Below are 12594 nucleotides of genomic sequence, written 5' to 3'. Positions count from 1 at the left end.
TATATCTCAACATATCCATCCTCATGGTTTTCCCTAGTAAAGTCAGCAAACTATTTGCGACACGCAAACGGACAGCTTGGTTATAGTGAGCCCTGTTGCCACCATGTGGCACCCACTAGCCCGTAATGACAATAAGCACATGAGCCCCACCGAACACGACACCGTCTTTGTCGAAAACTACCTGCCCGCCTTATTGGCCCAGGCCAGCCAACTGATCTCTGCCGAGTTCCACGAAGTGGTGCTAAGCAACGGTTTGTCCATTTCCGAGTGGCGTGTCCTGTCCACCCTGTCGGGCGCGGGCGAAGTCAGTATCGGCCACTTGGCTCGTATTGCAACGACCAAACAACCGACCGTCACCCGCTTGCTGGACAGACTGGAAAAACAGGGTTTGCTGCGCCGCGTGGCCCACGATGTGGACCGCCGTATCACGCTGGTCCGTATTACCGAAGAAGGCCAAACCCTGATCTCCGGTCTGATTGCCAAGGCCCGCCTGCACGAGCAGGAAGTGGTGCAGCGCCTGCAGCCACTGGATGTCGGTGCCCTCAAGACCACCTTGCGGCGCCTGATCTCCGAGCAGCACGACTACAACGATCAGTAAAACGCAGCGACACCCGTCACACTATTGGTTCAAACCCTGCAAGGGGCTGCTCTGACGGTTCGAGTCCGGTCTTTAACGGTCGCCAACGTCATGAAACACCACCCGCGCACCACTGGAACAGTGCGTGGGTGGTGTTTTTTTGTCCGCTCAAGCCATTCAGTCTCATCACACCCTGTCCGACCAACAGGCCGGCACAGGGTGCGATCAAACAACCCGCCTATTCAGGCTGAATACCCAGTGTAGGAATCAACTCAGCATAGACCTTGGAGTCATTTTGCACGCGCTCCAGAGTCTGGGCCGGGGTGGTGTAGAACTGGGCCAGTCCACGGCTCTTGAAAGCGGCCAGCATCTCGGGCGTTTTCAGGGCCGCATCGACCTGTTCCTGAATCTCCTTTACGGTGTCATCCGGTGTGGTACCAGGAGCGAACAGCGCAAAGGTGGTCGTGGGGATGCTGTTGGCATGACCGCCTGCTTCCTGCACCGTCGGCACGTTGGGCAGCAACTCCGTACGCTTGTCTGCCCCTACCGCCAGCACGCGCACCTTGCCACCATCCACGTGTTGCGAAGCCAGAATACCGCCAACCAGCATGGCATCGGTCTCACCGCCCAAAATGGCATTTGTGGCCGGGGCCATACCCTTATAGGGAATGTAGGTGAAGTTCACGCCTTCTTCACGGGCCAGCAAGCCCATACCCAGGTGCGTAACGTGTCCGCGACCACCTGTACCCACATTGGTATCACCATTGGCTTTCTTGGCCTGAGCAATGAACTCCTTGTAATCCTTGGCCGGGAAGTCATTACGCACCAGCAGGTACAGATTCACACCGGCTACGGTGGTGACCGGCTTTAAGTCCTTTTCCCATTTGTAGGGCAGGTTACTGTAGAGCAGGGGATTGGTGGAGACCGCCAGACTGTCCACCATCAGCAAGGCAGAACCGTCACCCTTGGCTTTGGCAACATTATCAGTACCGATAATGGCATTGGCACCCGGGCGGTTTTCAATCACAAACACCTTGCCGGTGGCCTTGTTCAAATGCACACCCAGATCGCGGGCCAGAATGTCAGGCTCAGTGCCGGGTGGGTAAGGGACCACAATACGAACCTGATCCGTCGTCGGCCAGGCAGCCTGAGCCATCATCGGGGCCAAGGCCCCCACACCTGCCACCAACAGGGCCAGCGTCGTATTTTTAAGCTGCTTCATTGTCCACTCCTTATCGTTATTGATTGCGGTCCGCCACCCACTGGTAGCCCCCGCAGCGCATTTACCATCGTCCAATCAAGATATTCATCATGCGCTCGTGCGCATTGGTACGATCCTCTACCGCAGCCCAGCTCTCGCTGGCACGTCCTTTCAGGGTGTCGTGCCAGTCCAGCAGGCCTTCTTTCATACGCCGACAAACCGCTGCATACGCCGGGTCTGCGCCCAGATCGTGCAGCTCGTCAGGGTCTTGCCTCAAATCGAACAATTGTGGCCGGTAACCCTGCCAATGCATGTATTTATACTCGCCATCACGCAACATCAGGCCACGGCATTCGTCCACGCCACGACCCAGAATCTGGCGGGCTTCCCGATAGGCATAATCCAGGCTGGCCACGGTGTATTCACGTGCCCAGTCCGACTGACCGTGCAAAAGCGGAATCAGGGAACGGCCCTCCACCCGGTGTTCCTGGGCGGGCAGATGCAAGGCATCCAGAATCGTGGGGGTGACATCCACACACTCCACAAAGGCATCGCTGCTTTGGCCGCGTGTGGCATTCGCGGAGGTTCGTGGATCCACCACGATCAGCGGCACGCGAATGGCGCTTTCAAAGAAGTACTCTTTCTCGCCCAGCCAGTGGTCGCCCAGTAAATCGCCATGATCGGAGCTAAAAATGATCAGGGTATCTTTCAGGCGATCTTGCTGCTCGAGCATGTCCAGCAAACGGCCGACTTCATCATCAATCTGCTGGACCAGGCCCATATACACGGGCTTGATGGTGCGCCAGACCTCGTCCTGGGCAAAAGACTGGGACTCTTCATGCTGCTGATAGGCCGCATGCACCGGATGCGCATTCTGGCGCTCGTGTTCCGCACGCAAGGGGGTACAGGCGTCTTCCGGGCCGAAACAGTCGTGGTAGGGTGCCGGAGCTTTATAAGGCCAGTGCGGTTTAATGAAAGACAGGTGTAAGGTCCAGGGTTCTTCGCCTTTGGCCGTGATGAAATCCATGGCCCGCTGGGTGAAGTACGCGGTTTCAGAGTCCTGTGCCTGTACCCGTGCGGGCAGGCTGGCATTGCGCATGTACCAACCGGACGCAAACTGCCCCTGAGCATCCTGGCTGCCAATCACATAGTCTTCCCAGGGACGCTCGCTGTCGTAACCCTGGGCCTGCAAATACTGGCGGTATTCGCTATCCGGGCCCATTTCAAAATGGCCGTCATAACGCTCAATCGCGGTAAAACCACCTTGCCAGAAACGCTCGGCAGCCTCGGGCTGAACCTGAAACCGTCGAGCATTGGCGCCAGCTGGGTCCGGTACATGGTGCGTCTTGCCCAACAGATGGCAGTCCCTTCCCGACTGGGCCAGATAATCGCCCAGATACAGCTCGTCGATGGGGTGAGGGACGCGGTTCCAGGTGACCCGATGCGACAAGGGGTAGCGGCCGGTGTAGTACGAGGCGCGTGACGGTCCGCAGACAGCCGAGTTCACATAGGCGCGATCAAACCGCAGTCCCATCGCCGCCAAACGATCCAGATTCGGCGTCTTTAGCGCACCACCAGGGCGATAACAGGACAGATGATCGGCGCGTAACTGATCACACATGATGAACAGTACATTTTTAATTTCCAACGACACTTGGCTGTGCTGTGCCTGATCCATGTCCACCTCGTCAAACCGGGGCCGGGTCCATAAGGTGCCCAGCGTCACAAAAAGAGTAGGCCATGTGTAAGCAAATACAGAACAGACCCGCTTATATTCCCGATTATTACCGCAGTCTGAGAAAAATTTCCGAATAATCCGATTGTTTAGGTATAAACCAGTAGATCGGAGTAAGGCTCGCTGTTGCTCCCCACTGACAGGCCTGAGCGTGGTTAGAATAGGGAATCAACCACTCCGTTTTTACGAGGGCACATGAATAGTCTACGACGCATGCTGCAAATTCTGGACTTGTACGGTGCACATACGCCGGTGCTGGATGTGGAGACCATCTGCACCCGCCTGGGCTACCCTCCCGCCACCACCTATCGCTATCTGAAAGAGCTGTGCAATAGCGGCCTGTTGATTCGCAGCCCAGAAGGCTACGCCCCTGGGCCACGGTTTATAGAAATGGATTTGCTGATCCGCGAATTTGATCCGCTGGTCAGCCGCTGTCGCCCCCTGTTGCGCTCGCTGGTCGAGCAAACCGGGCTGGACGTACTGATCGGCCAGCAATACGGCGAACGCATCTTGACCACCCATCAGGAAACCGGGCCGGGGCGTTTCGAGCTGCTGTTTGGCCGTGGCCGAACCATGGACATGTTCCGCAGTTCCACGGCGCGTATCGTTACCGCTTATCTGCCCACCCGCCATCTGCGTCGTCTGTACGAGAAAAATCAACATATTGACTATGTGCAAGGCCTGGGCAAGGAATGGCCGGTTTTTTCGGCCCATATGCAGGAGCTACGCCGCGCGGGCTATTGCATTACCAAGGAGCAGATCAATCCGGGTATCGCCGGGATTTCCGCGCCTGTGTTTGACGATGCCAAACGAATCTTCGGCAGCCTGACCTTGCTGGGAAGCCTGGAGCGCTTTGAGGCCATCAATCCCGACGCCCTGGCCAGCCTGATTCAACCCGCTGCACGCGCTGTTAGCCGCGCTCTGGCCCAAGTCTGAGAACTGTGAGCCGACAAGAACCAAGCCGCGCCTGGTCCCGCATCAGCTCGCGGCTTTGTCTTGGGCGGTTTTAAAACCAAACGCACTTGGCACTAAGCCCGCTGCAGCCGCACTAGCCAATCACAGCACCTGATCTACGGCTTTGATTTCCGCTGCTCCTGTTTCCGACCCTTCTTTTTCTCCGGCTCCGCCACTTTCACCGGCGGATGGTTCACCACCCCAAACGGAATATGCACGGAGGGCAAGGTCTGCGCGGTCGGAATCAGGTGCGTGGTCTGATCATCAAAGAAGATATGCGGCTGCAAGACTTCCAGCACCCGCCGCTTTTCAATGCCGCCCAGAAAGAAAGCCTCGTTCACCTCAATGCCCCAGCTACGAATGGTATTGATTACGCGTTCATGGGCCGGGGCATTGCGCGCTGTCACAATCGCAATCCGCAAACGCGGCACATAGCTGGCATCCTGCTCCTGACGCTGCTGCTCCACTTCCTGAATATGCGCCAATTTCAGCAAAAACGCCTGCAACAGGCCCGGATTATGGGGCTTTTGCACCAAACGCACTTCGTGCTCGAAAAAGGCCGGCAGGCCGCCTTCTTGCTGATACACGCGCTCGGACTCGTCGTCCGCGATCACCCCGTCAAAATCAAAGGCCACCCGGATAGGCTGGTCATCGTAGGCATCCTCGTAGGATGAATTCAACACTTGGCCTGCAGGATAACCTTGCTGCACCGCCCGGTGCACATCCTCCTGGTTGGCTGACAGAAACAGGCTAATAGACAGCGGCTGAATATAAGGGCTGGGGTCGCCCCCTTGCAAAAACACCGCCCGCGTAATGTCCAGATCATGATGGCGGATGGAATTCATAACCCGCAAACCGGTATTGGGATCGTTACGCGACAGCAACACGACCTCCACCAAGGGATCGTCGGGCGACAAATCATTCAAGGCCAGCAAACGCCGGATAAAGGAAAAGGCCACACCCGGCTTTAACGGTTCGTGCTCGCGTGCCAACTGGTAATCGCGATAGGCCGCCTCCCCTTGCTCCAGAAAGACCTGATGAGACTGGCTCAGATCAAACAAGGCACTGGAGGCCAGGCCAATGACCAATCGTTTTTCCAGGTCATACGCCATGGACGACTCCACAAGTCAGTAAAAAAACCACGTACCAAAACGGCAAGACGGCGCCAGTACTACCCAAACAGATCAAAGCCAACTACAGTGCAACCACCATCCCCTTCGTAAACCCGTGCCACCATGCAAGCTTCCAGAAACTATACCCTTGTCCTGGGCAATCCCCACTACTCGTCCTGGTCTTTGCGACCCTGGTTATTAATGAGCCACTTGGGCATGGATTTTAACGTGCGCTGGTTCAACTTTGGCCATCCCTTTAGCACTGTGGCCTTTCACGAAATGGCCCCGACAGGCCAGGTCCCTGTGTTGCATACCAATGGGCAAACTATTTGGGACAGCCTGGCCATTGCTGAATATCTGGCCGAACAGCACCCCGGCGTCTGGCCGATTGACCCCATTGCACGCGCCTGGGCTCGCAGCGCCAGTGCAGAGATGCACGCCAATTTTTCCTCGCTACGTAATCTGTGTCCCTTTGCCGTTGCCTTGCGGGCCCATCACCATCAGCACGATATGCGCCTGCAAGGTGAACTGGATCGCCTACAAACCCTCTGGCAAGAAGGTTTGAGCCGTTTTGGTGGCCCCTTCCTGGCCGGCGAGCGATTCAGCGCGGTCGATGCCTTTTACGCCCCCGTGGTATTTCGCTTGCAAACCTATGGTCTGACGCTGGACAAGACGTGCCAAAGCTACATGAGTCGCTTATTGGCACTGCCTGCCATGCAACACTGGCATCAAATGGCCTGTGAGGACACCTGGCGCGACCCGGACCACGAGGCCGAGGTCTTGCATGTGGCTGAGGTACATCTGGATTTGCGCCAGCCAACCTAGTGTCAGCTATTTGCCATGTAAGTACAGACACGAAAGAGTATCCTTGATGGTCCCGAATGATTTCGCTGTCAAGGATTGCGTCGCATGGGCGATACGTACTTTCGTACTACACACTACCATTTCACCGATTTGGATCTGCAAGCGCAGGATACCTATACAGGCTCGCTGGCTGAACAAGCCCGAGCCAACACCGCCTGTTTACGCTTCGATGTATTGCGCAAGGACCAGCCCCCCGGACACTGGGTGCTGCACGAAAGCTGGCAAGACGCCCAAAGCTGCAAGGACTTTCACGCCAGTGCCCCCGCCCAGACCCTGCAACAGGCACGAGTCGAACATCACCTGAGCCACCCGAGCCAAGCAGCGGACGCTGACAAACCCGCAACGGCACGGCCCCCCTGCAAGAAAAGCAAGTGGGACCCTTACGTGTGGATCAGTATCGCCATGTGTATCGGGGTAATGGGTACGGCCTTGGCCAGCCCCCTGTATCCGCTGTACCAGGATCGCTGGGATCTGAACGCCAGCCACATCACCCAACTCTACGTGGCGTATATGGCCTCCGGCTTGACGGGCCTGCTGTTTCTGGGCCGCTTAAGCGACATGAAAGGCTTTATGCCCGTGCTGCGTACCGGCTTGATTCTGGTCACCAGCGGCGTAACCCTGTCCGCCTTTGCCTGGGATGTGGGCAGCTTTCTATTCAGCCGCATCATGATCGGGATGGCCTCCAGCATGATTGTGACCTCGGCCTCCATCGGTCTGGGGCAATTTAACCGGGGCGGGGATGTGCAACGCGCTGCGGCCACTACCTCGCTGATGCTGGCCTTTGGATTTGGCCTGGGCCCAGTGGTAGGCGGCCTGATCGCACAATGGATACCGAACCCACTGTTCTCCAGCTATATCCCCTCCATGATCCTGGGCGTACTGGCCATCTATGCCCTGTTTCAAATCCGGCCCATTGCCAGCAAACAGCCTGTTCCGCAAAAGAACAGTTGGCGCACCTGGATGCCGCGCCTGACGCTGCCCGCCACCCATTTACGACGCCCCTATCTGATTGGCTGCTTGTCTGCCTGCTGCGCCTTTGCCATGTTCAGTCTGTTTGCCTCTCTGGCACCGAGCTTCATGGCGCAAATGGTGCCTTGGCACGGCCCGGCCACCAGCGGCTTTTCCATCGGGATTATTCTGTTTCTGTCCTCGGGTTTCCAGTTACTGATCCGCCGCTGGCCGGCCAAGCGCAGCGTCATTGTGGGGCTGCTGTCCTTCACCCTGGCCTGTATCGCCTTGCTGATCAATCTGTGGGCCAGCTCCTCGCTACTGTTCATTGTGTGCGTACTGCTGACCGCCTTTGGCCACGGCCTGTGCATGTACGGCGGCATGTCCATCGTGCAACGTGTCTCCCCCCCGCACCAGCGTGCCGGCCTGACCTCCACCTACCTGATCACGGGTTACCTGGGTGCCATTTTGCCTATTTTGGGCCTGGGCTGGCTGGCCGACCACTTAGGCCTGGATCAGGGTCTGATGATCTTTTGCAGCTTGGTCGCCACTGCCGCCCTGACGGTTGCCATCATCGCCTACCTAACGCCGGTCCTGCATAAACCGACCTCTGCGTGACCCCGTCCCTGGACAAGCCACCGCCTTAGGTCGTGGCTTGTCCCCGTATATTCCCCTAGCCGATTTACGCCCCTTACTAGGGTTAGACCTGAACAAGAAACGCGTTTGCACTCAGTAGAATAAAGCCACTCCTGCAACGCTTCGCAACACCACGCGACCGGATCCAGGTATCTCCCAAAAGAATAAGCAATCCTTATCAAGGAGGCATTATGGCTGTTGCATTAAACAAGCTGTTTGTCAGTCTGGGCGCGGCCTTGGCCTGCTCGGTCACCGCGCAGGCAGCGGGTTATCCGGACCACCCCATCAATATGGTGGTCCCTTTTGCGGCGGGCGGCCCCACGGACAACGTGGCACGCGCTCTGGCCGAAGCCATGCGCCCAGCCTTGGGTGAAACCATCGTGGTCGAAAACAAGGGCGGTGCCGGAGGCTCCATTGGCACCTCCCAGGTCGCCCGTGCCAAACCGGACGGCTACAACATACTGCTGATGCACATTGGCTTTTCCACGGCTCCTTCGCTGTACAAAAAACCCGGCTACGACGCCATCAATGGTATGTCCCCCATCGGTCTGGTGGTCGACGTTCCCATGACCATCATTGCCCGCGAAGACTTCCCGCCCAACAACATTCAGGAACTGGTGCAGTACTTGAAGGACAACCAGGACAAGGTTTCCCTGGCCAACGCCGGGATTGGCGCAGCCAGCCACCTGTGCGGCACCATGCTCACCGAAGCGCTGGGTATCGAGCTGCTGACGGTCCCCTATAAAGGCACCGCCCCGGCCATTGCGGATTTGATGGGCAAGCAGGTGGACGTCATGTGTGACCAAACCACCAATACCACCCAACAAATCAAATCCGGCAAAGTGAAGGTCTATGCCGTGACCAGCCCGCAACGCGTCCCAACCTTACCGGACGTCCCCACCATGCAGGAGTCCGGTTTCAAGGACTTTGAAGTGGGTATCTGGCACGGTATGTGGGCACCGAAGGACACCCCCCAGCCTGTCGTGGATACCTTGGTGAAAGCCTTGCAGACCGGCATGGCCGACAAGGACTTCCGAAGCCGCATGTCCACCCTGGGAGCGACGGTCATGGACAAAGAAGCCAACCCGGCCGCCTTGCAAGCCAAAGTGGAACAACAAGTTCCCCAGTGGGCCGCCTTGTTCAAGAAAGTGGGCGTAGAGCCCCAATAACGTCTGTTAGCCCAACGGCTTTTGAAAAGGACGCTTAGGCGTCCTTTTTTTAAAACCTACCCCATCTGCATAACCACAAAAAAGCGCCTGCAATAAACAGGCGCTTTACGTGGCAGGGTCGGTATAAAACCGTCAGGCGAAGTCGACAATCACCTTCATTGCTTTTTCGTCAGCGGCATGTTTGAACACATCATAGGCTTTTTCAAGCTGATCAAACGTGAAGTGGTGGGTTGCCAGTTTCTCGATGGGCAACTTGCCCGAGCAGCATGTTTTGAGCAGCATGCCTGTCGTGTTGGCATTGACCAGACCGGTGGTAATGGTCAAATTTTTGATCCACAATTTTTCTAGCGAGAAATTCACCGATTTGCCATGCACACCCACATTGGCCAAATGACCACCTTCCTTGACCACTTGCTGGCACACATTCCAGGTCGCTTCAACGCCCACCGCTTCCATCGCGCAATCTACGCCGCGCTCATCGGTAATGGCCATAATACGAGCCACGGGGTCTTCCTTGGCCGAATTAATGATGTGCGTGGCGCCGAGCTCTTTGGCCATAGCCAGTCGGTTCTCGTCCATGTCTACCACGATGATCTGGCTGGGCGAATACAACTGGGCGGTCAACAAGCACCCCATACCCACTGGGCCGGCTCCCACAATGGCAATGGTGTCACCCGGCTGCACATTGCCATACTGCACGCCAATTTCATGTGCAGTGGGCAAAGCATCGGATAGCAACACGGCCACATCTTCATTCAGTTCGGCAGGCAAAGGGTACAGGGACGTATCGGCAAAGGGGGTACGCACGTATTCAGCCTGTGTACCGTCAATCATGTAGCCCAAAATCCAGCCGCCGTCATTGCGGCAGTGCGCATACAGTTGTTTTTGGCAGTTCTCGCAGGTACCACAACGGCTCACGCACGACACAATGACCTTATCGCCCACTTTGACGTTTTTTACCGCTGAGCCAACCTGCTCAATAATGCCCACCCCTTCATGCCCGAGAATACGGCCATTGAAACTGCCGGTTTTTTCTTCGGCCACACGACGGATTTCTGGATTTTTTCCCTTCCAAATACCCAGGTCCGTACCACAAATTGTGGTTTTAACCATGCGAATAATGGCATCGGTAGGTGCTTGAAGGTCCGGTTTCTCCCGTTCTTCAAAGCGGATGTCATTTTCACCGTAATAAACCATTGCCTTCATGATCACTCCTTTCAAGGTGCTGGACCGTTACAAAACAGGTGTATCGACTAAATGCATCTTAATCTTATTTTTATAAATAGAAATTACGGCACACAGCCATATTCTTGGAAACACTGACGACCATCAAACTCACCAATCCCATGGGCTGTTTTCCATCAACGGCCAGAGAACGGGGAAAATGCACCTCACACCGCACGAACCGACGCATCCAACTGACGCAGCCGCTGCCAAACTTGAGCTGGTTCCAGATCCTGCGTAATGAGTACCAGACGCCCTTGCCGTTGCGGCCAAGGCCACTGCGACAAGGATCCGAACGGGTAGACCCGATGCTGCACGGCATGCACTACCTGCGCCGTCTCCCGGCCCTGCACGGCCAAGACCGCTTTCAAACGCAACAAGCGCGGACCCGCCCAACGACACAGCTCATCAAGCCAATCCGACAGATGCTGCGCATTCAGTGCCTCCGGCACGGCTACGCTGATCGCACTGACAGCATGCCCATGCCGCGCTTGCCCGGACAGCGCACCACCGGCGCCATGGTCGTGATGATGTTCATGGAGACAATCATGGCTGGACGCCTCCCACGCAGCCCACTGGCCTTGCTGGTCGCCCAGTGCCAGCAAATAGGGCGCCATAGATTGCCCAACATCCAAAACCAGACGCTGAGCGGCCTGATTCAATCCAGCCAATTGCTGGCTGACCTCCTGCTCACGATCGGCATCGACGCAGTCGCGTTTGCTCAATACCAATAGATCGGCTAAGGCGACTTGCCGCCGGGCCAGCTCCTCGCGACGCAAGGTCTCGCTGGCATGCTCCAGGTCAACGACCGTGACCACCGCATCCAGACGATATTTGCCCGCCAATTGAGGCTCGCCCAGCAAGGTATGAATAATAGGGGCGGGATCAGCCAGCCCCGTTGTTTCAATGAACACCCGACTAAACTGTCGCTGACCCGCCCTGGAAAACCGCCAGGTAATATCGCGCAAGGTCTGCACCAGATCGCGCCGTATGGTGCAACACACGCAGCCATTGCCCATCTCCTGCACCAGATTTTCCTGACTGTGCGCCACCAGCAGATGGTCCAGCGCCGTCTGCCCAAACTCATTGATGATGACCAGCGTGTCGGCCATCTGCGCTTCTTGCAAAGCGCGATTGATCAGGGTCGTTTTCCCACTGCCCAGAAAGCCGGTCAACAGCGTGACCGGGATAGGGCCTTGTGCAGATTGGGGCATCGCATTTATCCGGCTAAGGGCCCGCCATCGGGCCATCAGCCATTATACGAAGCCCAATGCTGCCCCTTCTAGCGCAGGAATCGGGCCTCGATCTGACGCATATGGGCATCACCTTGCAAACCAATAATGGTTTTGACGGAGGGCAGACTGGCATCCACATTCTGAATGCCGCCATCCTGGCGAATCTGGGCAAACACCGCTTGCATGGCCCCTACGGCCGCACGAATCGCATGATTGCCGTAAATCACCACGCCCACTTTGCCCAATTGGGCAATGTCGGCCTCGGTCAGTTGAGGGTAGGCCGTAGGCACCAACACCAACGGCACCTTGCCGGTCCAAGCTTCTACAAAAGACAGAATCTGATCTGGCGTGGCCTGTTTGGAGTGAATCAGAATGGCATCTGCACCCGCCTGCTCATACGCCAGGCCACGCTTCAAGGCCTCTTCTTGCCCCAGGCCGGCAATCAGGGCTTCTACCCGCGCAATAATCAGAAAATCCGGATCACGGCGTGCGGCACAAGCCGCTTCAATCTTGCCCTGGAACTCTTCAATTCGCACCAACTCCTGACGCCCATCCGCTCGCAAACTGGTGTCTTTCGGAAAGGTTTTATCCTCCATCACAATGGCACTGGCGCCCGCCGCCTCGTACTGCGGTATGACATAGCTGACATTCACTGCATTACCAAAACCAGTATCAATGTCGGCAATCAAAGGGATGTCCACGGTCGAGGCAATCGCCCGCATCATCTCCAAGTGCGTTCCCATCGACAGAATGTTGGCATCGGGCACGGCATAACTGGCAGACAACTCAAAACCGCTCCCCCAAATTGCCCCGAAACCGGCATCCTGAGCCAGACGAGCCGCCAACGGGTTATGAGCGGCCATTGCCGTCATCAATCGCCCTTGGGAGAAGGCTGCTTTCAACACCTGATTTTTTTTACTGTTCACACTGTTTCTCCGT

At 56.7% G+C, this 12594-nt stretch carries 11 protein-coding genes and 1 pseudogene; 6 read left to right on the top strand and 6 right to left on the bottom strand.

What is annotated here, in order from left to right; genetic code table 11:
- The first annotated feature begins 139 nt into the window (after positions 1-139).
- Positions 140-598 (top strand): MarR family winged helix-turn-helix transcriptional regulator, encoded by a 459-nt coding sequence (locus AB7E06_RS03205; protein WP_009463827.1) that lies wholly within the window; start codon positions 140-142, stop codon positions 596-598.
- Positions 599-815: 217 nt separating this feature from the next.
- On the opposite strand, the gene AB7E06_RS03200 is transcribed toward AB7E06_RS03205, so the two are convergent.
- Both AB7E06_RS03200 and AB7E06_RS03195 read right to left on the bottom strand, forming a co-directional pair.
- Entirely contained in the window at positions 816-1799 is a 984-nt protein-coding gene (locus tag AB7E06_RS03200) for a Bug family tripartite tricarboxylate transporter substrate binding protein (RefSeq protein WP_094195161.1), read from the bottom strand.
- A 61-nt stretch (positions 1800-1860) separates the two neighbouring features.
- On the bottom strand, positions 1861-3456 hold the full coding sequence (locus AB7E06_RS03195) for a sulfatase-like hydrolase/transferase (RefSeq protein ID WP_094195160.1): 1596 nt from the start codon (positions 3454-3456) through the stop codon (positions 1861-1863).
- A gap of 252 nt (positions 3457-3708) precedes the next feature.
- Between AB7E06_RS03195 and AB7E06_RS03190 the strand changes: the two genes are divergently transcribed.
- On the top strand, positions 3709-4449 hold the full coding sequence (locus AB7E06_RS03190) for an IclR family transcriptional regulator (protein ID WP_094195159.1): 741 nt from the start codon (positions 3709-3711) through the stop codon (positions 4447-4449).
- Between the two features lie 134 nt (positions 4450-4583).
- Here the strand turns inward: AB7E06_RS03190 and AB7E06_RS03185 are convergent, their stop codons facing one another.
- Positions 4584-5579: a 5'-nucleotidase gene (locus AB7E06_RS03185; RefSeq protein WP_094195158.1), complete on the bottom strand. Its 996-nt coding sequence runs from the start codon at positions 5577-5579 to the stop codon at positions 4584-4586.
- A gap of 123 nt (positions 5580-5702) precedes the next feature.
- Between AB7E06_RS03185 and AB7E06_RS03180 the strand changes: the two genes are divergently transcribed.
- From AB7E06_RS03180 to AB7E06_RS03165, 4 genes and pseudogenes are all read left to right on the top strand, one after another.
- Positions 5703-6404, top strand: coding sequence for a glutathione S-transferase family protein (locus tag AB7E06_RS03180; RefSeq protein ID WP_094195157.1), 702 nt, complete (start codon positions 5703-5705; stop codon positions 6402-6404).
- A gap of 84 nt (positions 6405-6488) precedes the next feature.
- Positions 6489-6710: pseudogene (locus AB7E06_RS03175) on the top strand (antibiotic biosynthesis monooxygenase); the annotation flags it as partial.
- Positions 6711-6845: 135 nt separating this feature from the next.
- Entirely contained in the window at positions 6846-8009 is a 1164-nt protein-coding gene (locus AB7E06_RS03170; RefSeq protein WP_395014034.1) for an MFS transporter, read from the top strand.
- Positions 8010-8218: 209 nt separating this feature from the next.
- Positions 8219-9196, top strand: a complete 978-nt coding sequence (locus AB7E06_RS03165) for a tripartite tricarboxylate transporter substrate binding protein BugD (protein ID WP_094195156.1) — start codon at positions 8219-8221, stop codon at positions 9194-9196.
- Positions 9197-9328: 132 nt separating this feature from the next.
- Here AB7E06_RS03165 and AB7E06_RS03160 read toward each other — a convergent pair whose 3' ends face one another.
- From AB7E06_RS03160 to AB7E06_RS03150, 3 genes are all read right to left on the bottom strand, one after another.
- Entirely contained in the window at positions 9329-10402 is a 1074-nt protein-coding gene (locus AB7E06_RS03160) for a zinc-dependent alcohol dehydrogenase family protein (RefSeq protein ID WP_108727022.1), read from the bottom strand.
- A gap of 185 nt (positions 10403-10587) precedes the next feature.
- Positions 10588-11634, bottom strand: a complete 1047-nt coding sequence (locus AB7E06_RS03155) for a CobW family GTP-binding protein (RefSeq protein WP_427955051.1) — start codon at positions 11632-11634, stop codon at positions 10588-10590.
- 68 nt (positions 11635-11702) lie between these two features.
- Positions 11703-12581, bottom strand: a complete 879-nt coding sequence (locus AB7E06_RS03150) for a phosphonopyruvate hydrolase (RefSeq protein WP_108727020.1) — start codon at positions 12579-12581, stop codon at positions 11703-11705.
- Positions 12582-12594: the final 13 nt, after the last annotated feature.

Source organism: Alcaligenes sp. (genome assembly GCF_050255915.1).
Taxonomy (GTDB): Bacteria; Pseudomonadota; Gammaproteobacteria; order Burkholderiales; family Burkholderiaceae_B; genus Alcaligenes; species Alcaligenes aquatilis.
The sequence above is the reverse complement of the archived record's forward strand: the minus strand, read 5'-3'. Positions and strand labels throughout refer to the sequence as shown.

Excerpts from the sequence above, each read along its gene's own strand:
- AB7E06_RS03165 (WP_094195156.1), top strand. The coding sequence starts at position 8,219 with ATGGCTGTTGCATTAAACAAGCTGTTTGTCAGTCTGGGCGCGGCCTTG.
- AB7E06_RS03180 (WP_094195157.1), top strand. The coding sequence starts at position 5,703 with ATGCAAGCTTCCAGAAACTATACCCTTGTCCTGGGCAATCCCCACTAC.
- AB7E06_RS03200 (WP_094195161.1), bottom strand. The coding sequence starts at position 1,799 with ATGAAGCAGCTTAAAAATACGACGCTGGCCCTGTTGGTGGCAGGTGTG.
- AB7E06_RS03190 (WP_094195159.1), top strand. The coding sequence starts at position 3,709 with ATGAATAGTCTACGACGCATGCTGCAAATTCTGGACTTGTACGGTGCA.
- AB7E06_RS03195 (WP_094195160.1), bottom strand. The coding sequence starts at position 3,456 with ATGGATCAGGCACAGCACAGCCAAGTGTCGTTGGAAATTAAAAATGTA.
- AB7E06_RS03185 (WP_094195158.1), bottom strand. The coding sequence starts at position 5,579 with ATGGCGTATGACCTGGAAAAACGATTGGTCATTGGCCTGGCCTCCAGT.
- AB7E06_RS03170 (WP_395014034.1), top strand. The coding sequence starts at position 6,846 with ATGTGTATCGGGGTAATGGGTACGGCCTTGGCCAGCCCCCTGTATCCG.
- AB7E06_RS03160 (WP_108727022.1), bottom strand. The coding sequence starts at position 10,402 with ATGAAGGCAATGGTTTATTACGGTGAAAATGACATCCGCTTTGAAGAA.
- AB7E06_RS03155 (WP_427955051.1), bottom strand. The coding sequence starts at position 11,634 with ATGCCCCAATCTGCACAAGGCCCTATCCCGGTCACGCTGTTGACCGGC.
- AB7E06_RS03205 (WP_009463827.1), top strand. The coding sequence starts at position 140 with ATGAGCCCCACCGAACACGACACCGTCTTTGTCGAAAACTACCTGCCC.